Source organism: Sphaerisporangium melleum (genome assembly GCF_014646695.1).
GTDB lineage: Bacteria > Actinomycetota > Actinomycetes > Streptosporangiales > Streptosporangiaceae > Sphaerisporangium > Sphaerisporangium melleum.
Genome location: NZ_BMNT01000003.1, coordinates 237,788 through 255,813, shown reverse-complemented (window position 1 = coordinate 255,813; position 18,026 = coordinate 237,788). Strand labels below are relative to the sequence as shown.

Here is an 18,026-nt window from a genome sequence, read left to right as displayed (position 1 = left end):
TGGCCATACACTCGCCGTGTCCGAGCGACATGTCGAGAGCGGAAGCCGACCGCGTGGAGGTATGGCAGTGACGCTTCGTCTCAGCGAGGAGCAGACCAAGGCGCTGCGCCGGCGCGCCGAGAAGGAGGGACGGAGCGTCCAGCAGGTCGTGGACGCCGCCGTCGAGGAGTACCTGGCGCGGCGCGACGCCGACGAGGAGGTCCACCGGCTCGGTGTCGCGGCGGTGGACCGCTGGCAGGGCGTCCTCGACCGGCTCGGTGACTGACCGGCGGCCCTGGCGCCGTCCGCGAGCGGCGCGTGCGACGAGCTATCTGAGCACGGAGCAGGTGGTCGACCTCGCCGCCGTCACGCTGGGCGCCGCGCCGCCCCTGCGTGACGCGGGGCTGCTCGACTCCGCCGTCCGCCGCCCGCAGGCGTCCATGTTCGGCCACGAGGCCTACCCGCACCTGCTGGTCAAGGCCGCGGCGCTGCTGCACTCGCTGGCCAGGCACCACCCCTTCGAACGAGGTGCCCGGCGGGTCGCCTGGATCTGCACGGTGGTCTTCCTCGCCTGGAACGGCATCGAGGTCGACACCGGCGACGACGGCGTGCTCGCCCTGGTCACCGCGGTCGCCGCGGGCGCGCTGGCGGAGGTGGACGAGATCGCCCGGGTCCTGTGGGGTTTCGTCGCACGGGTCTGATCCCGGCCCGGGCGGGTCAGTCCCTCTTGCGGGCGACGCTCTTCGACAGGGCGTAGGCCAGGTTGATGAACGCGATGAGGCCGAAGACCAGGAGCAACGGCGCGGTGGAAGAGCCGTCCCTGGTCACGACCGCCGCCAGCGGCACCGAAAGCGCCAGGGAGCCGAGCCCCAGGGACATCTGCGCCCAGTCGGGCCCGGAGCGCTTGGCCGGGCTCGCCGCCAGCTTGGCGTCGATCACCGCGTTGACCCGGCCGACCAGCGACTCGGCGATGGCGAGCTCGTACTGCGGGCCGAGCTCGCGTTGGGCGGCCATGGCCGCGGCGACTTCGTCGCGCTCTAGCTTCTGCGGTTCCACGCCCCGATTCTGCCCTGAACGCCGCGGCCGTGGTGCTATCCGAACCATCTCGAAACGTCGGCATTTCGCGGTAGAACGGAGCGCCGGACCGGTGTCCCGTACCGGTTATGGACGGCTTTCCTGACGTCGCCCACCGTGCCGTGGAGGTGCTCGGTGATGACGGCCGAGAGTGCGAGGGATTGGGCGGATACATCCGAACCAAGCGGCGTTCCTGGGCAGATGTGGCCAATGAGCAGGACATGGCGCTCTGGATAGCTTCAGGCTGTGGGTGAACGCGTCCTGATCGCTCTTGGCGGCAACGCGATGACCGCGCCGGACGGAAGCGCGTCCCCGGACGACCAGCGGCGAGCCGTCGAGCGCGCGATGACGCACGTGGCCACGCTGATCGGCGCGGGCCACCAGGTGGTGCTGACGCACGGCAACGGTCCCCAGGTGGGCAACCTGCTGCTGAAGAACCAGATCGCCGCCGAGGTCGTCCCGCCGGTCCCGCTGGACTGGTGCGGGGCGCAGACTCAGGCCACCATCGGGGTGCTGATCCTCAACGCCCTCGGCCACCCGGCGGCCGTCGTGGTCACCCGCACCCTGGTCGACCTGGGCGATCCGGCGTTCGCCGACCCGGTCAAGCCGATCGGCCGGTACTTCAGCGAGGCCGAGGCCCGCAGGTTCGAGCGTCTCGGCCAGACCTGGCGCGCCTTCCCCGGCAGGGGGTTCCGCCGGGTCGTGGCCTCGCCCGAGCCGCTGGAGATCATCGATGCCTCCGCCGCGCTCGCCCTCATGGACGCCGGGTACACCGTCGTGGTGGCCGGGGGTGGCGGCGTGCCCGTCGCCCGGCTGGCCGACGGCTCGCTCACCGGCGTGGAGGCCGTGGTGGACAAGGACGCCGCCGCGGCCGTGCTCGCCTCCGCCGTGCGGGCGAGCGTGCTGGTCGTGGCGACGGACGTGCCGGCCGCCGTCCTGGGGTACGGAACCGAACTGGCCCGGCCGATCGGCCGCGTCACCGTCGCCGAACTGCGCGCGATGCAGGCCGACGGCCATTTCGCGCGCGGGAGCATGGGCCCCAAGGTGGAGGCGGCCCTGCGGTTCGCCGAGGGCGGCGGGCGGGCAGTGATCACCTCGCTGGAGCACATCGGCGCGGCGCTGGCCGGCGAGATCGGCACGGCGGTCGGCTGGTGAGCCGGTGCCGGGCCGCGGCCGCGTACGGTGCCGGCCGGGCGGTGGACCGGCACAGGGCGAACGCCTGCGCGTCCCGGCCGGACTGCTGATCAAGTGAAGCGAAACGACCGAAAGGTAGGAGATATGGCGGATCCGATCGAGGTGCGCAAGGTCGCCATCGAGAGCGTCACCGACGCCTCCGGGCTGGAGAGGCTCATCGACGACGGGGTGATCGAGGCCGACCGCGTGCTCGCCGTGATCGGCAAGACCGAGGGCAACGGCGGCGTCAACGACTACACCCGCATCCTCGCCGACCGCGCCTTCCGCGAGGTCCTGATCGCCAAGGGCACGCGGACCCCGGAGGAGGTCGCCCAGGTGCCCCTGGTGTGGTCCGGCGGCACCGACGGCGTGCTCAGCCCGCACGCCACGATCTTCGCCTCGCTCGACCCCGCCGCCGTCGAACCGTCCGACGAGCCGCGCGTGTCGGTCGGCGTCGCGATGAGCGAGGTGATCCTGCCCGAGGACATCGGCCGCCCCGCCATGGTCGAGAAGGTCGCCGCCGGCGTGCGCGAGGCCATGAAGATCGCCGGGATCGAGGACCCGGCGGACGTCCACTACGTGCAGACCAAGACGCCGCTGCTGACCCTCGCCACCATCAACGACGCCAAGTCGCGCGGCCAGGACGTCGTCATCGAGGACACCGGCCCGTCCATGGACATCTCCAACTCCACCACCGCGCTCGGCATCGCCGTCGCGCTCGGCGAGATCGAGATGCCCCGCGCGGACCAGATCCACAAGGACCTCTCGCTGTATTCCAGCGTCGCGTCCTGCTCCTCCGGGGTCGAACTGGACCGGGCGCAGATCGTCGTGGTGGGCAACGTGCGCGGCGTCGGCGGCCGCTACCGCATCGGGCACAGCGTCATGAAGGACGCCCTGGACGCCGACGGCATCTGGGAGGCCATCCGGGGGAGCGGCATCGAGCTGCCCGAACGCCCGCACCCGAGCGACCTCGGCGACCGGCTGGTCAACGTGTTCATGAAGTGCGAGGCCGACCCGAGCGGGCGGGTGCGCGGGCGCAGGAACATCATGCTCGACGACTCCGACGTCCACTGGCACCGGCAGATCAAGGCCACCGTCGGCGGAGTGGCGGCGAGCGTGACCGGCGACCCGGCCGTGTTCGTGTCGGTCGCCGCCGTCCACCAGGGCCCCTCCGGTGGCGGCCCGGTGGCCGCCATAGCCGACCTCGGCTGACGGTGAGGGGGTAGGGGAACGCCTCCCGGTGGAGTTCGGCTCCTGTCCGACCGGCCACGGTGTCTTGACCCGGATCCGCCGGCTCCGGCCGGGACGTACGGTCACCGGCCGTGTGGGGTGATGTCCGGGGGCGGGGCGGGGAGTGGGTAGGCTCGCGAAGCGTGCCGAGCATTCCGCAGCCCCTGGTCCCCGGTGACGACGGCGGCGCCGACCCGTCCGTGGCGGCGGCGCTGGCCGGCTTCGCCGCCCTCAGGGCCGACGCGTCGGTCGTGGCCGCGGCGCTGAGCACCGCGCGCCTGCTCGTCCCGGTGGTGGCGTTGCTGACCCAGGCCGAGGTCGGCGAGCACGGGCTCAGGCAGGAGAAGGAGAGCGAGATGGCGCTGCCGGTGCTGGTCGGCGCCGACGGCAGGAGGGCCGTCCCCGCCTTCACCGGCATGGAGTCCCTCAAGCTCTGGCGCGCCGACGCCCGTCCCATCCAGACGCTGACGCCGCAGGTCTGCCGGGCCGCACTCGGCGAGGACGCCGCCGCCGTGGTGGTGGACGTCGCCGGGCCGGTGCCGTTCGCCATCGAGGGGGCGCTGCTGCACGCTCTCGCCTCCATCGGGAAGATCACCGGGGACGACGCCACCCTGGAGCCCGTGCTGGCCGCGTTGTCCGAGCACGCCGAGGTGACCGTCGCCCGCGTCCCCGCCCGCAAACCCGGCCTGCTCACCCGCCTGCGCCGCCGCGCCTGACCGGCGTCCCGGCCGCCCCTGGCCCGCCCTCGACACCGCGCCTGGCCGCTCCCGCGTCACCGAGGCGACCAGGGGTTCGCATAACGGGCGTTCCGGTGGCCGTGCCGAACCGGGACTCTCTCGCCGCACGAGTACGCCTCACGCGGCGAAAACCTTCCCGTACCGCCTGAGGACCGCCTGCGGGGCGAGGGCGTGTCCGCCGCACGCGGGCACTGTTCGCGATGCCCGAGCTCAGGGAGCGGGAGGACGACTAAAGTCGGCGGGTGAGCTTCATCGTGGCCGGGGCCGCGCTCGCCGGCCTGGTCGCCGGGCCCTACATCCGCGCCCTGGCCGGCGGCTTCCAGGCCGACCTCTGCGCCGATGCGGAGGCGACGGCCGCCGGCTCCGGCGAGCCCGGCATGCGCCGTTCCGGCGCGCACAAGACGGCCGCCGGTGCGGCGGGCGATGCGGATGGGCCGCTCGCCGAGCGGGCGGCCGGTCCAGGTGAGCCGGGTGCCGAGGGCACCGGCGATGATCCTTCCGGTGTGCCCGCGGCGGGGCTTACCCGGGAGCAGGCGCGAGAGCTGCGGCGGGTGTACCGGGCGGAGGCGCGGGCGGCGTTCCGGGGGGCGCTGCGCACCGTGCCGGTGCCGGCGTGGCCGCCGTCGATCGAGGTGGTGGTGGCGGCCGTCGCCGCGCTGGTGGCCTGGCGGATCACCGGCCCCGCGCTGCTCGCCCCCTGGCTCTACATGGCCGTGGCGGGATGCGCGCTCGCGGTGATCGACTGGCGCACCCAGCGGTTGCCGGACGCCCTGACCCTGCCCTCCTACCCGGTCCTCGCCGCGTTGCTGGCCCCGTCCGGGCGGCTGGGGGAGGCGCTGCTCGGCGGGCTCGCCCTGGCCGGCGCGTACGCCGTCCTGTGGCTGGCCCGGCCCGGAGCGCTCGGGCTCGGCGACGTCAAGCTCGCGGGCCTGACCGGGATGCTGACCGGCGCGCTGGGCTTGGACGCCTGGCTCGCCGGCGCGATCGCCGGGCAGGCGCTCGGCGCGCTCTACGCCGTCGTCCTGCTGGTCACTCGCAGGGGCACGCTGCGCAGCCAGTTCCCCCTCGGCCCGTTCATCCTGCTCGGCCCCCTCGCCGCCCTGCTCGCCGCGTCGCCCACCTGACCACGCGGTTCGAGATGGGAGTGATCAGCATGTGGGACGGCGGGGTGAGGGCAGTGGGTGGTGCATGGAAGACTTGTCGTCATGTTGCGCTGGTTGACCGCAGGTGAATCCCACGGCCCGGAACTCGTCGCGATCCTGGAGGGCATGCCCGCCGGGGTCGGGGTCACGACCGCCGACATCGAGGGGGCTCTGGCGCGGCGCCGGCTGGGGTACGGCCGCGGGGCCCGCATGAAGTTCGAGCAGGACGAGGTCACCATCGTCGGCGGGGTGCGCCACGGGCGCACGCTCGGCAGTCCGGTGGCGATCAGGGTGGGCAACACCGAGTGGCCCAAGTGGGAGACCGTGATGGCGGCCGACCCGGTCGATCCCGACCTGCTCGCCGCGCAGGCGCGCAACGCGCCGCTGTCGCGTCCCCGTCCCGGGCACGCCGACCTGTCGGGCATGCAGAAGTACGGCTTCGACGACGCCCGGCCCATCCTCGACCGCGCCAGCGCGCGTGAGACGGCCGCGCGGGTCGCGCTCGGCCAGGTCGCCCGCAACTTCCTCAAGCAGGCGCTCGGCGTCGACATCCTCAGCCACGTGGTGGCGATCGGCGCGGCCGAGGCCCCCGAGGGGGTCGTCCCCGAGCCCGGCGACCTCGCCGCCATCGACGAGCACCCCGCGCGCTGCCTGGACGCCGCCGCGGGCGAGGCGATGATCGCCGAGATCGACGCGGCGCGCAAGGACGGCGACACGCTGGGCGGCGTCGTCGAGGTCGTCGTGTACGGGCTGCCGCCGGGCCTCGGCAGCTACGTCCACTGGGACCGCCGCCTGGACGCGCGCCTGGCCGCGGCGCTCATGGGCATCCAGGCGATCAAGGGGGTGGCGGTCGGCGACGGGTTCGAGACCGCCCGCCGCCGCGGCTCGCAGGCCCACGACGAGATCGAGAACACCCCCGATGGCGTGCGCCGGATGACCAACCGCGCGGGCGGCGTCGAGGGCGGCATGACCAACGGCGAGCCGCTGCGGGTGCGCGCCGCCATGAAGCCGATCTCCACGGTGCCCAAGGCGCTGTCCACGGTGGACGTGCTCACCGGCGAGCCCGCCAAGGCGATCAACCAGCGGTCGGACGTGTGCGCCGTCCCCGCCGCGGGCATCGTGGCCGAGGCGATGGTCGCGCTCGTGCTCGCCGACGCCGCGGTCGAGAAGTTCGGCGGCGACTCCGTGGAGGAGGTCGCCCGCAACCTGTCCGGCTACCTGTCCTCGATGGTGATCAAGTGACCTCTCCCAAAGCCGTGCTGATCGGCCCGCCCGGATCGGGCAAGACCACCATCGGCCGCATGCTGGCCGACCGGCTGGGCGCCGCCTTCCGTGACACCGACGCCGACGTGGAGGCCGTGGCGGGCAAGCCGGTCTCCGACGTGTTCGTCGAGGACGGCGAAGACCACTTCCGCGAGCTGGAGGCCGAGGCCGTGCGGCGGGCGCTCGCCGAGCACGAGGGCGTGCTGTCCCTCGGCGGCGGCGCCGTCCTGCGCGAGGCCACCCAGGAGCTGCTCGCCGGGCACGCCGTGGTCTACCTCCAGGTCGGGCTGTCCGACGCGGTCCAGCGGGTGGGCCTGGCCCAGGCGCGCCCGCTGCTGGTGCTCAACCCGCGCAGTCAGCTCAAAAGGCTCATGGAGGAGCGCCGCCCCGTCTACGAACGGCTGGCCTCGCTGATCGTCGTCACCGACGGCCGCACGCCCGAAGAGATCACCGACGAGATCGTGAAGGGCCTGCCCGCATGACCGCCACCCGCATCACCGTCAAGGGCGAGCAGCCGTACGAGGTCGTCGTCGGGACCGGAGTGCTCGCCGAGCTGCCCGGGCTGCTCGGCCCGCGCGTGAGCACGGTCGCGGTGGTCCACCCGGCGGGCCTGCCCGAGATCGCCCGGCCGGTCTGCGGCGCGCTGTCGTCGGCCGGGCACACCGTCGTGGCGCTGCCCGTGCCCGACGGCGAGCGGGCCAAGTCGGCCGAGGTCGCCGCCGAGCTGTGGTCGGCGTTCGGCCGGTACGGCCTCACCCGTTCGGACGCCGTCGTCGGCGTCGGCGGCGGAGCGACCACCGACCTGGCCGGGTTCGTCGCGGCGACCTGGCTGCGCGGCGTCCAGGTGGTGCAGGTGCCGACCACGCTGCTCGGCATGGTGGACGCCGCGGTGGGCGGCAAGACCGGCATCAACACCCCCGAGGGCAAGAACCTCGTCGGCTCCTTCCACCCGCCGGCCGGGGTGCTGTGCGACCTGGCCACCCTGGTGTCGGTGCCGAGGGACGACTACGTCGCCGGCCTGGCCGAGATCATCAAGGGCGGGTTCATCGCCGACCCCGAGATCCTGCGCCTGGTGGAGGACGACCCCGCCGGCGCGCGCGTCCCGGAGGGCCGGCACACCCGCGAGCTGATCGAGCGCAAGATCCAGGTCAAGGCGGACGTCGTCGGGGCCGACCTGCGCGAGTCGGGTGTGCGCGAGATCCTCAACTACGGCCACACGCTGGCCCACGCCATCGAGCGCGTCGAGGACTACCGCATGCGGCACGGCGAGGCGGTGGCCATCGGCATGGTGTACGCCGCGGAGCTGTCGCGGCTGGCCGGCCACGCCGGCGCCGATCTGGTGGAGCGCACCCGCTCGATCCTCACCTCGGTCGGGCTGCCCACCGCCTACCGCGCCGACGCGTGGCCCGATCTGCTCGGTCACATGGCGCTGGACAAGAAGAACCGCGGCGCCCGGCGGCGGTTCGTCATCCTGGACGACGTCGCGCGGGTCACCCGCCTGGAGGACCCCGCCGAGGAGCTTCTGGAGGCGGCCTACCGCGCGATCGCCCGCTGATCGCCGGGCCGCGGTGAACGCGGCGCCCGTCGCGAGTACGGTTGGCGTGGCGGGCGGAAGGAACGGGGCCCCGAGCTCACGGGCGCGCCGTGACGGTGAGATGAGACCCCGGGTGGCCGGGCACGTTGTGAGGGTGAGATGAGAACGGTCTTCGTGTTCAACGGTCCCAACCTGTCGCGTCTGGGCACCCGCGAGCCGGACGTGTACGGAGCAGAGACGTTCGAGGACCTTGAGGCGCTGTGCCGGCGGACCGGCAGGGACCTTGGGCTGACGGTGGACGTCCGGCAGACCGACGACGAGGCCGAGCTGGTGTCCTGGCTCCACGAGGCCGCCGACGGCGCCGTCCCCGTGGTGCTCAACCCGGCGGCCTTCACCCACTACTCCTACGCCCTGCGCGACGCCATCGCCCAGCGCACCGCACCGCTCATCGAGGTGCACATCTCCAACCCGGCCGCCCGCGAGGAGTTCCGGCACACCTCGGTGGTCGCCGCCGTCGCCTCCGGCACCATCGCCGGGTTCGGCCTGCGCTCCTACGAGCTGGCGCTGCGCGCGATCGCGGAGACCGCGTGATGGCGCGCGCGTACACCTCGTTCGTGGCGATCGGCGACAGCTTCACCGAAGGGCTGAACGACCCGGGCGCGGACGGGCACTTCCGCGGCTGGGCCGACCGGGTGGCCGAGCGGCTCGCCGCGCTGGAGCCCGGTTTCCGGTACGCCAACCTGGCCGTGCGCGGCCGGCTGCTGGACCAGATCGTCGAGCGGCAGGTGCCGGAGGCGATCGAGCTCAAGCCCGACCTGGTCACCTTCTGCGCCGGCGGCAACGACCTGCTGCGGCCCGGCGCCGACCCCGACCGCATGGCCAAGACCTTCGCCAGGGCCGTGCGCGAGCTGCGCGCCACCGGCGCCGACGTGGTGCTGTTCACCGGCGTCGACCCGCGTGACACGCCGCTGATGCGCCGTTCCCGGGGCCGGTGCGCGGTGTTCTACCTGCACATTCGTTCCATCGCCGACCTCTACGGCTGCCACCTGGTCGACCAGTGGTCGATGCAGTCGCTGCGCGACTGGCGGGCCTGGAGCGAGGACCGCCTGCACATGAACGCCGAAGGGCACCGGTTCGTCGCCGCCAGGGTCTGCGAGGTGCTCGGCGTGCCGTCCGAGGACGACTGGCGGCACACCTGGCCGCCCCGCGAGCGGGTGGACCGCCGGGTCAAGCTCCGCGAGGACCGCCTGTGGGTGCGCGAGCACCTGATCCCCTGGGTGGGCCGCCGCCTGCGCGGCACCTCCTCCGGCGACGCCGTCACCGCCAAGCGCCCCCGCCTGGAGCCCTACGCCTGACCGCGCCCCGCCCACCGGCCGCGCGTCCGCGCGGCCGGGGTGGTCAGGTGGTGGTGAGGCGGCGGAGGGCGGCGCGCACCTTCGCCGGGTCGCTGGTGGTCCAGAACGGCGGCAGCGAGTCGCGCAGGAACCCTGCGTACCGCGCGGTCGCCAGCCGGGGGTCCAGCACCGCGACCACGCCCTTGTCGTCACGGCCGCGCAGCAGCCGGCCCGCGCCCTGGGCCAGCAGCAGCGCGGCGTGCGTGGCCGCGACGGCCATGAAGCCGTTGCCGCCGCGCGCCGCCACGTGCCGCTGCCGCGCGGAGGCCAGCGGGTCGTCCGGCCGCGGGAAGGGGATGCGGTCGATGATCACCAGGCTGAGCGAGGGGCCGGGGACGTCCACCCCCTGCCACAGCGACAGCGTGCCGAACAGGCAGGTGGCCGGGTCGTCGGCGAACTTCTGGACGAGCTGGGAAGTGGAGTCGTCGCCCTGGCACAGCAGTGGCACCTCAAGCCGCTCGCGCAGCGCCTCGGTGGCGGCCTTGGCGGCGCGCATCGAGGAGAACAGGCCGAGCGTGCGCCCGCCCGCGGCCTCGATCAGCTCGGCGATCTCGTCGAGGTACTCCTTGGGCAGCCCGTCGCGGCCCGGCTGCGGCAGGTGCCGGGCGATGTACAGGATGCCGCTGCGGGCATGGTCGAAGGGCGAGCCGACGTCCAGCCCGGTCCACGGCTTGCGCCCGCCCTCGGCGCGGCTCTCGCCGTCCGGCTCGTCCTGCCCCTGCGCGTGCGGTGGCCGCGCCGGGCCGAGGCCCCACTGGCGGGCCATGCCGTCGAAGGTGCCGCCCAGGGCGAGCGTGGCGCTGGTCAGGATCACCGTGCGGTCGGCGAACAGCTTGTCGCGGAGCATCCCGCCGACGCTGAGCGGGGCGACCTTCAGCACCGGGGAACGCCGCTCGGTGGCGCCCTCCAGCCAGACGACCTCGGCCCGGTCGACCTCGGAGTCGCCGCCGAACGCCTCCAGGATGCGCACGGCGGTGTCGTGCACCTCGTCCAGCGCGGTGAACGCCGCCTTGCGCTGCCCGGCGGTCTCGGGGTCCTCGTTCTTGTCGCGGCCGCCGCCCCGGCCGTCCCCGCCGCGCGACCCCATGGCGGTGATGCAGGTGAAGGCGGCGTCCCGCAGCACCGACAGGGTCACGCCGAGCACCTGCGGGAGCTGGTCGAGACGTCCGGGCGGCGCGGCGGCGAGCAGCGCCTTGAGGTCCTCGCCGGCCTCCTGCAGGCGGTCGGCGACGCCCTGCTCGATCAGCCGCCCGACGCGGCGGACGGCCGCCGAGACGGTGAGGTCCGACAGTTCGTCGGTCACGACGCTGGTGACCCGGTCGACCAGTTCGTGGGCCTCGTCCACCACGACCACGTCGTGCTCGGGCAGGACGTCGAACTCCTCCATGGCGTCGATGGCGAGCAGGGCGTGGTTGGTGACCACGACGTCGACCTGGCCGGCCCGCTCCCTGGCCTGCTCGGCGAAGCACTCGGCGCCGCTCGGGCAGCGCTGCGCGCCCAGGCACTCCTTGGCGCTGACCGAGAACTGCCGCCACGCCTGCTCGTTGACGCCCGGCACCAGCTCGTCCCGGTCGCCGGTCTCGGTCTCCTCGCCCCACTCCTGGATGCGCTGCACCATGCGGCCGGTCGCGCTGACCTCGCGCGGGTCGAAGAGCTGGTCGCCTTCCTCCTCGGGCCAGGCCGCGGTCAGCTTGTAACGGCAGAGATAGTTTCGCCTTCCCTTGAGGATCGCGAACTGTGGCTCATGGGGCAGGTGGTCGGCGAGCGAGGCGGCCAGGCGCGGCAGGTCGCGGTCCACGAGCTGGCGCTGGAGGGCGATGGTGGCGGTGGAGACCACCACCGCCGTGTCGGACTCGATGGCGTGCCTGAGCGCCGGCACCAGGTAGGCGAGGGACTTGCCGGTGCCGGTGCCCGCCTGCACGGCGACGTGCTCGTCGTTGTCGATGGCGTGCCGCACCGCCTCGGCCATGGCCGTCTGCCCGGGCCGCTCGGCACCGCCCACCCCGGCGACCGCCGCGCGCAGCAACTCGGTCACCGGCGGCAGGTCGTCCTCCTCGCCGTCCTGCTCGTCGGCCTCCTCGTCGAGATCCTCGGATCCGCCGAAGTCGCCGTGCTCCCCGTCGCGGGGATCCTCCTCCCCGAGATCGTCCTCGCCGTGGCCCCGCCCGCCGGCGCCCGGACCGTCGTGGCCGGGATGATCTGCCACGGAGGAACGGCCGGTGGCGGTGACGTGGCCGGGGACGCCGTCGAGGGCGCTGAGGGAGTCATCGAGCACGGCATGCAACGCTACCGGCCGCACAGGGGTCCCGGCGCCGGGAGCGCTCAGCGGCTCGCGGCGCGTTCCGGGTCCATCTCGGCATTCCGGAACCCGTGTGGCGGGTGGCATGGCACACTGGCGGAGCCGGGTCTCGGGGGTCGAAGACGATCCGCCGCTCGCATGCCCACTTGAGGGGCCAGTGTGCGACATGTGACGATCGGGGTCTGCCATGACGGCGACACGTACGGTTCGGTAGGGTTTCTTGAGGTCGAGTGGACGAATAAGGGCTGGTTAAAGCACGATGTCTGCCATGTCGGAAGTTGTCCCACTGCCGTCGTTCGGTGAGGTGTTCTTCGACGCACGGGGCCAGGAGCGTGTTCTCCGGGTCACCTGGCACGAGGGCACCCTCGTCCTCAGCCTGTGGCGAGGCGAGATGTGCACCGCCAGTTTCCGCATGCCGATGGAGGACGTCGGCCGGCTCCTCGACACACTGGACGAGGGGTACGCCGACGCGGGCGGCGAGTACGCCGACGGGGAAGAGGACTACGGCGACGAGGCCGAGCACGGCGAGTACGCGCAGTACCCCGGGACCGGCCAGTACGCCCGCCCGGCCGCCGAGGTCCCGGACGAGCACGACTACGCCGGCGAGGACGACTACGCCGACGACCACGGCTATGCGGACGAGCACGGCTACGCCGACGAGCGCCCGTACCCCGACGAGCACGCCGACCAGCCGGCCTACCCCCGCGAGGACACCGCGGTGGTCCCGGTGGCCTCCCTCGGCCCGAACGACGTTCTCGTCGCGCGGGGCAGCACGCCCGTCCCGGACAAGCTGGTGGCCGGACGGTCGCGCGGCGAGCAGGACGCGCGCGGTGACCGGCCCCGGCGCGGTGGCGCGCGGGCCGCGCGGCGGGCCGACGTGCCGCAGCCCGGCTACCCGGCGGCCTCCGACTACCAGGCCGTCGACTACGCGGCCGATCCGGCCCGCGCCGACTACCCGCCGCACCCGGAGTACCCCGGGCCGCCGGAGTATCCGGCCCGCTCGGTCCCGGCGCCGCCGCACGGAGAGCAGCCCGGACGCCCGGCCGACTACCCCGTCCACCCCGAGCCGCCGCTCGGCGCGGTCGCGCCGCAGGTGCCCCAGCAGGCCCCGGCCCCGGGCAACCCCCTGCCCGTGACCGGTCCCCAGCCCGTCGCTCCGGCGGCGGGTGAGTACGGCGGCGTCCACCCCGACTACACGCCCCCCAGCGGCTTCTCCTACCCGCCCGACTACGCGCCCCCGCCCGCCGGCGAGGCCGCCCGCGCCGACTACGGTGTCCCCGCGGCGCGCGGCGAGTACGCCCCGCAGGGTGACCATCCGGGCCGGTACGCCGCGCCCGCCGACCACGCAGGCGGGTACGGCGCCGAAGCGGGCTACGGCCGCGGAGCCGACTACGGCGGCACCGCCGAGTACGGGAGCACCGCGGAGTACGGAAGGCCCGCCGACTACGGCACCCCGCCGCTGGACTATTCGGCTCCGCCCGCCGGCTACGGGGTCACCGCCGAGTACGCTCCGCGGCTCCCGGAGTACGGCCACTATGGCCGCGGGGACGCCGACGCCGTGCCGAGAGAGAACCTCATCGTCAACGACTCGCTGCCCTACGGTTCGGCGTCCGGCAGGCTGCCGGACCCGGGCTACCGCCCCGAGAGCCCCGGCTACGACGCGCCGCAGGCGACCGTGGACCCCGCCGACCCCCTGGGCCTGGGTTCGATCGGGCAGCGGCCGATCGACTCCACCGACCCCGGGGCGCCCCGCCCGTACGGCAACGACCCCATGTACACCACCGGCGAGCGGGCGGCCCGCCCCGACGGCCGGGCACAGCACGGCGACAGCGCCCGTCCCTACCCCCAGGAGCCGGGCCGCGGCGACTGGTGACCCGGCCTCCGCGGTGACCCGGCACGGCCGGTGCGGGGCGCCCGCGGCGGTGGCGGGTCCGCGGGGCCGGGGTGCTCCGGTCGCGATGTGCTCACGACCAGGGGCGCAAGGGGAGAAGACGGGCGACATCCCCGGCAACGGCCCTATCCTTGGGCAGCGATGGACATTACGACGGCATTTGAGTTGGTGCTGCTCCCGGCCGGTGCCCTGGCGGTCGCGGCAGTCGCCCGTTGGCGGGGCTGGCCCGCCCCCCTGTTGCTGGTGCTCGCCGGGCTGGCCGCGAGTCTGATCACCTCGCGGTTCAGCGGCGCCCCCGAATATCGCCTCGACCCCGAGGTGGTACTGCTGGTCTTCCTGCCCCCTCTGCTGTACTCCGCGGCCCTGGACTCCTCCTACCAGCGGCTGCGCGCCGTACGGCGCCCGGTCGGGCTGCTGTCGGTGGGACTGGTGCTCTTCACCGCCGCCGCGGTCGCCCTGGTGGCCCACGCGATGATCCCCGGGCTGCCCCTGGCGGCGGCCTTCGCTCTCGGCGCGATCGTCGCGCCGCCGGACGCCGTGGCCGCTGTGGCCGTCGCGCGCAGGCTCGGCCTGCCCCGCAAGGTGATCACCATCCTCGTCGGTGAGAGCCTGTTCAACGACGCCACGGCGCTCACGGCCTACCGGGTGGCGGTGGCCGCCACCGTGGGAGTGGTGGTCACCCCCCTCGGCGCGGCCGGGGAGTTCATCTACGCCGCCGGTTGCGGGGTGGTCATCGGGCTGGCGCTGGCCTACCTCACCGGACGGCTGTTCGGCATCCTGCGCGACCCGCTGATCACCAACGCGCTCGGGCTGCTGGTGCCGTTCGTGGCCTACCTCGGCGCGGAGGCCGTGCACGCCTCGGGAGTGATCGCGGTCGTCGTGATGGGGCTGGTGCTCGGCCACCGGATGGACCGCACGACTTACGGCGCCCGCCTGGTGTCGCACTCGGTGTGGAAGATGCTGGACTTCGTCCTGGAGATCGTCGTCTTCCTGCTCATCGGGCTGCAACTCCCGCTCATCCTGCAAGGACTGTCGGGACGCAACCCCTGGCACGTCGCCGGCTACGCGGCCGCGGTGTTCGCCGTGGTGGTGCTCACCCGCCTGGTGTGGACCTTCCCCAGCACCTACCTGCCCGGCATGCTGTTCCGCAAGATCCGCGAGCGGGAGGAGCGGCCGCCGGTCAAGTACGCGGTGGTGGTCGGCTGGGCGGGCATGCGCGGCGTGGTGTCGCTGGCCGCGGCCTTCGCGCTGCCCGCCGACTTCCCGGCCCGCGAGATGGTGCTGTTCCTCACCTTCGTCGTGGTCATCGGCACACTGCTGGTGCAGGGCCTGTCGTTCCCCATGCTGATCAGGAAACTCGGCGTCACCAGCGAGCAGGAGGTCTACAAGGACAACCTGACCGAGGCGGCGGCCCAGCAGGCGGCGGCGAGCGCCGCCCTGGCCAGGCTGGAGGAGCTGACGTCCGAAGGCGTCCTTGAGACGCAGTCCGACGTGGTCGAGCGGCTGCGCGTCCAGGCCGAGCGCCGGGCGATGGGCGCGTGGGAGCGTCTCGGCGGCGGCGTCGGCCCGGAAGGGGAGGAGACGCCGAGCACCCTGTACCGGCGGCTGCGGCGCGAGATGCTGGACGCCGAGCGGGAGGTGCTGGTGCGCATGCGGGACGAGCGGCGCATCGACGACGAGGTGCTGCGCCGGGTCACCCGGGAGCTGGACTACGAGGAGGCGACCCTGGCCCGCGACTGACCGCGGGCCGGGGGCGGGGTGGTCACTGGGCCAGCGGCGACATGCCTACGGTCTGGTGGACGAAACACCACAGCCACGCCTCGCCGTCCTGGAATGACCGCATCACCGGGTGCCCGGTCTCCTGGAAGTGCCGGGTGGCGTGGCGGCCGGGCGAGGAGTCGCAGCATCCGACGTGCCCGCACGTGACGCACAGGCGCAGGTGGATGTACCGCCGCCCCTCGGCCAGGCACTCTTCGCAGCCCTCCGGAGTGCGCGGCTCGGCCTGCTCGTCGAAGGTCATGTCCTCGCAGTGGCTCATGGCTTCCTCCTATGGCTCGGCCGCGTCCGGCGAAGGACCGCGGGGTTCCCCCGGCGCGTTCGCCTCCCGGACGCGGTTGCTGTGTTCGAAACGGGCGGGGCTCGTCCGTCGCCTCCCTCGGACGGGGAGGCGAGAAAGCCGCTCCCTTGAAGGAGCGAAAGGGGTGACGGGCCTCGATGTTAGTGCAGGAAGGCCGGGTCGCGGGTCCCGCCCGATGGTCACCGGTGCCACATGCCGATGCGCACGGTGACGCCGGGGGAGGCGTGTGGCCGCGGCCGGAGGAACGGGGCAGGGGCGGGCGGAGCCGGTCGAAGATCGCCGGCCGCTTGCCGCCGGGCAGAGTTGGCTAGGGTCATGAGCATGCGAATCTTCCCCCTCGCCACCGCGGCCGCCATCGGATTCACCCTGCTGACCACCGGATGCAGCACCGTCGACAAGGCGCAGGCGTGCATCGAGGCCAACCGAGTGATCACCGAGACCGCCTCGAAGGTCGCCGGGCTGGTGAACGACCCCAAGGCGATGGAGAAGGCCTTGGAAGACGGCTCCGCCAAGCTGCAGGACGTGGCCGACAAGGCGGGCAACACCACGCTGAACGACGCGCTCGGCGACCTCGCCAAGCGTTTCGAGGACTTCAACGTCAAGGACGCCAACGACGCGGTGGACGCCGCCCAGAAGGTCGCCGGCGACGCCGCGAAGACCGTGGAGACGGTCGCCCGCGAATGCACCTGACGACGCGCTGAATCCCACTCAACCTGCAGAGATGCCGGTGAATTAGCCTGCCTGCATGCCTGTCGAGGGGAAGGAGCCGGACCCCCGGTTCACGCTCGCCAACGAGCGGACGTTTCTCACCTGGCTCAGCACCTCGCTGGCGCTGAGCGCAGGAGGGGTGGCCATGGCCGCCCTGCCGCGCGATGTCTTCGTGCCCTGGGTGCGCACGGCGCTCGCCGTCGTCCTGGTGGTGTTGTCGGGGCTCGCGGCGGCGCTGGCCTATCCGCGCTGGCGGCAGGTGCAGCGCGCTCTGCGCCAGGAGAAGCCGCTTCCCCGGCTGGCCCTGGCCCCGGTGTTCGGGTACGGCGTCGCGGCCGTGGCCGTGCTGGCGCTGATCCTCATCGTGCTGTCCGGATGATCCCGGGTTCCGGCCGGGACGGCCCCGGCGGGGCTCCGGATCGGACCGGCGGCGTGCGTGGTCCGGGAGGCGGTCCCCGGAATCCGGCCGACGGCGCGCGGGGTTCGGCCGGTGAGCAGCCGGAGGAGGAGGCGGAAGGGACGGCCCCGTGGGGCGCGGAGGGGCTGCACAGCGAGCGGACGCTGCTGGCGTGGATTCGCACCGGCACGGCGCTGGCGGCCGGTGGGCTGGGCGGGGCCGGGGTCGCCGCCCGGCACATGGGCTCCGGACCGGCGGCGCTGCCGTTCGTGCTGGCCGCGCTGTGCGGCGCCGTCCTGCTGGCCAGGACGCACCTGCGGCACCGGCGCCTGGAGAGTGCCCTGCACGAGGGCAAGCCCCTCGACGTGCGCGCCGACGCGCTGCTCGCCTGGCTCGGCGTCCTCGCGGTGGTGGCCGGCGCCGCAGCCTTCGTCCTCGCCGCCCCCTGAGCGATCCGTCCGGAGGCCCGGGTGGTGGGCAGGTGGGCGGTGCCCGGGCGCGGCACGCGTCGTGGGGAGGCGCGGCGTGGCGTACTCCACGGCCGGGAGTGGTCCCGGGCGTGGAGTACGCCTTTTCCTGAGCGCGGGCTCAGTACCAGTTGTGCGCGCGGAAGTGCCCCCAGGCGCCGCAGGGCGAGCCGTAACGGCCCTTGATGTACGAAAGGCCCCAGCGGATCTGGGTGGCGGGGTTGACCCGCCAGTCGTGGCCGACGCCGAGCATCTTGTGGCCCGGCAGCGCCTGCGGGATGCCGTACGCCCCCGACGACGGGTTCTGCGCCCGGTGGTTCCAGTTGCTCTCCCTGGTCCACAGGCTGTCCAGGCAGCGGAACTGGTTCAGTGGCCAGGACCGCTGGGTGAGCAGGTGGAAGGCGATCGCCTTGTTCCTGCCCTTGGCCGTGGTCGCCGCCGAGCCGAGCTTCTTGGCCAGGGCCGCGGTCCGCGCGGTTCTGTGGTGCGCGATCCTGCGCGCCGTCCGGGCACGGGCCACGGTGCCGGCTCGGACGCTCCTGGCCTTCGCGGCGGCGCGCACGCTCCTGGCGTGCACGGGCACGCTCTTGGCGTGGGCACGGACGCTCCTGGCGTGCGCCTGGGCCCCCTTCGCGCGGGCCGGCACGCTCTTGACGTGCGC

20 protein-coding genes are annotated in these 18,026 nt (G+C 73.7%); 16 read left to right on the top strand and 4 right to left on the bottom strand.

The annotated features are described in order from the left end of the window. Positions 1-67 precede the first annotated feature (67 nt). Complete coding sequence (locus tag IEY93_RS04130) at positions 68-265, top strand: acetate and sugar kinases/Hsc70/actin family protein (RefSeq protein WP_229690836.1); 198 nt, start codon at positions 68-70, stop codon at positions 263-265. Continuing rightward, complete coding sequence (locus IEY93_RS04125) at positions 258-680, top strand: type II toxin-antitoxin system death-on-curing family toxin (protein ID WP_189161573.1); 423 nt, start codon at positions 258-260, stop codon at positions 678-680. Before IEY93_RS04130 ends, IEY93_RS04125 begins: the two co-directional genes overlap by 8 nt. A gap of 16 nt (positions 681-696) precedes the next feature. Here the strand turns inward: IEY93_RS04125 and IEY93_RS04120 are convergent, their stop codons facing one another. Further along, a complete protein-coding gene (locus IEY93_RS04120) occupies positions 697-1,035 on the bottom strand; it encodes a hypothetical protein (RefSeq protein WP_189161572.1) in 339 nt (112 codons plus the stop codon). Positions 1,036-1,299: 264 nt separating this feature from the next. Between IEY93_RS04120 and IEY93_RS04115 the strand changes: the two genes are divergently transcribed. The 9 genes from IEY93_RS04115 to IEY93_RS04075 all read left to right on the top strand — a co-directional run bounded on the left by IEY93_RS04115 (position 1,300) and on the right by IEY93_RS04075 (position 9,487). Further along, positions 1,300-2,208, top strand: a complete 909-nt coding sequence (locus tag IEY93_RS04115; protein ID WP_203967935.1) for a carbamate kinase — start codon at positions 1,300-1,302, stop codon at positions 2,206-2,208. Positions 2,209-2,331: 123 nt separating this feature from the next. Further along, entirely contained in the window at positions 2,332-3,438 is a 1,107-nt protein-coding gene (gene bar / locus IEY93_RS04110) for a barbiturase (RefSeq protein ID WP_189161571.1), read from the top strand. A gap of 161 nt (positions 3,439-3,599) precedes the next feature. Next, complete coding sequence (locus IEY93_RS04105) at positions 3,600-4,172, top strand: SseB family protein (RefSeq protein WP_189161570.1); 573 nt, start codon at positions 3,600-3,602, stop codon at positions 4,170-4,172. A 263-nt stretch (positions 4,173-4,435) separates the two neighbouring features. Next, positions 4,436-5,317 (top strand): prepilin peptidase, encoded by an 882-nt coding sequence (locus tag IEY93_RS04100; protein ID WP_189161569.1) that lies wholly within the window; start codon positions 4,436-4,438, stop codon positions 5,315-5,317. An 81-nt stretch (positions 5,318-5,398) separates the two neighbouring features. After that, positions 5,399-6,577, top strand: a complete 1,179-nt coding sequence (gene aroC / locus IEY93_RS04095) for a chorismate synthase (RefSeq protein WP_203967936.1) — start codon at positions 5,399-5,401, stop codon at positions 6,575-6,577. Then, complete coding sequence (locus IEY93_RS04090) at positions 6,574-7,080, top strand: shikimate kinase (protein ID WP_268241523.1); 507 nt, start codon at positions 6,574-6,576, stop codon at positions 7,078-7,080. Before aroC ends, IEY93_RS04090 begins: the two co-directional genes overlap by 4 nt. After that, positions 7,077-8,153: a 3-dehydroquinate synthase gene (gene aroB / locus IEY93_RS04085; protein ID WP_189161568.1), complete on the top strand. Its 1,077-nt coding sequence runs from the start codon at positions 7,077-7,079 to the stop codon at positions 8,151-8,153. Before IEY93_RS04090 ends, aroB begins: the two co-directional genes overlap by 4 nt. Before the next feature lie 138 nt (positions 8,154-8,291). Then, entirely contained in the window at positions 8,292-8,723 is a 432-nt protein-coding gene (aroQ, locus tag IEY93_RS04080) for a type II 3-dehydroquinate dehydratase (RefSeq protein WP_189161567.1), read from the top strand. Beyond that, a complete protein-coding gene (locus tag IEY93_RS04075; protein ID WP_189161615.1) occupies positions 8,723-9,487 on the top strand; it encodes an SGNH/GDSL hydrolase family protein in 765 nt (254 codons plus the stop codon). Before aroQ ends, IEY93_RS04075 begins: the two co-directional genes overlap by 1 nt. A gap of 43 nt (positions 9,488-9,530) precedes the next feature. Here the strand turns inward: IEY93_RS04075 and IEY93_RS04070 are convergent, their stop codons facing one another. Continuing rightward, positions 9,531-11,561, bottom strand: a complete 2,031-nt coding sequence (locus IEY93_RS04070; protein ID WP_275411977.1) for an ATP-dependent DNA helicase — start codon at positions 11,559-11,561, stop codon at positions 9,531-9,533. Between the two features lie 532 nt (positions 11,562-12,093). On the opposite strand from IEY93_RS04070, the gene IEY93_RS04065 reads away from it, so the two are divergent. Then, a complete protein-coding gene (locus IEY93_RS04065; RefSeq protein ID WP_189161566.1) occupies positions 12,094-13,698 on the top strand; it encodes a hypothetical protein in 1,605 nt (534 codons plus the stop codon). 159 nt (positions 13,699-13,857) lie between these two features. Next, positions 13,858-15,456: a Na+/H+ antiporter gene (locus IEY93_RS04060; RefSeq protein ID WP_189161565.1), complete on the top strand. Its 1,599-nt coding sequence runs from the start codon at positions 13,858-13,860 to the stop codon at positions 15,454-15,456. 22 nt (positions 15,457-15,478) lie between these two features. On the opposite strand, the gene IEY93_RS04055 is transcribed toward IEY93_RS04060, so the two are convergent. Then, positions 15,479-15,754 carry a UBP-type zinc finger domain-containing protein gene (locus IEY93_RS04055; RefSeq protein WP_189161564.1) on the bottom strand — a complete coding sequence of 92 codons (276 nt, stop codon included), beginning with the start codon at positions 15,752-15,754 and terminating at the stop codon, positions 15,479-15,481. A 360-nt stretch (positions 15,755-16,114) separates the two neighbouring features. Between IEY93_RS04055 and IEY93_RS04050 the strand changes: the two genes are divergently transcribed. Genes IEY93_RS04050 through IEY93_RS04040 form a run of 3 tightly spaced genes read left to right on the top strand, consistent with a single transcriptional unit; the run spans position 16,115 to position 17,347 of the window. Next, positions 16,115-16,483, top strand: coding sequence for a DUF8711 family protein (locus IEY93_RS04050; protein ID WP_229690835.1), 369 nt, complete (start codon positions 16,115-16,117; stop codon positions 16,481-16,483). 55 nt (positions 16,484-16,538) lie between these two features. Continuing rightward, positions 16,539-16,880 (top strand): YidH family protein, encoded by a 342-nt coding sequence (locus IEY93_RS04045; protein ID WP_189161562.1) that lies wholly within the window; start codon positions 16,539-16,541, stop codon positions 16,878-16,880. 53 nt (positions 16,881-16,933) lie between these two features. After that, positions 16,934-17,347 carry a DUF202 domain-containing protein gene (locus tag IEY93_RS04040; RefSeq protein WP_229690834.1) on the top strand — a complete coding sequence of 138 codons (414 nt, stop codon included), beginning with the start codon at positions 16,934-16,936 and terminating at the stop codon, positions 17,345-17,347. Positions 17,348-17,486: 139 nt separating this feature from the next. Here the strand turns inward: IEY93_RS04040 and IEY93_RS37820 are convergent. Next, a partial coding sequence (locus IEY93_RS37820; protein WP_373291468.1) for an aggregation-promoting factor C-terminal-like domain-containing protein occupies positions 17,487-18,026 on the bottom strand: 540 nt, incomplete at its 5' end.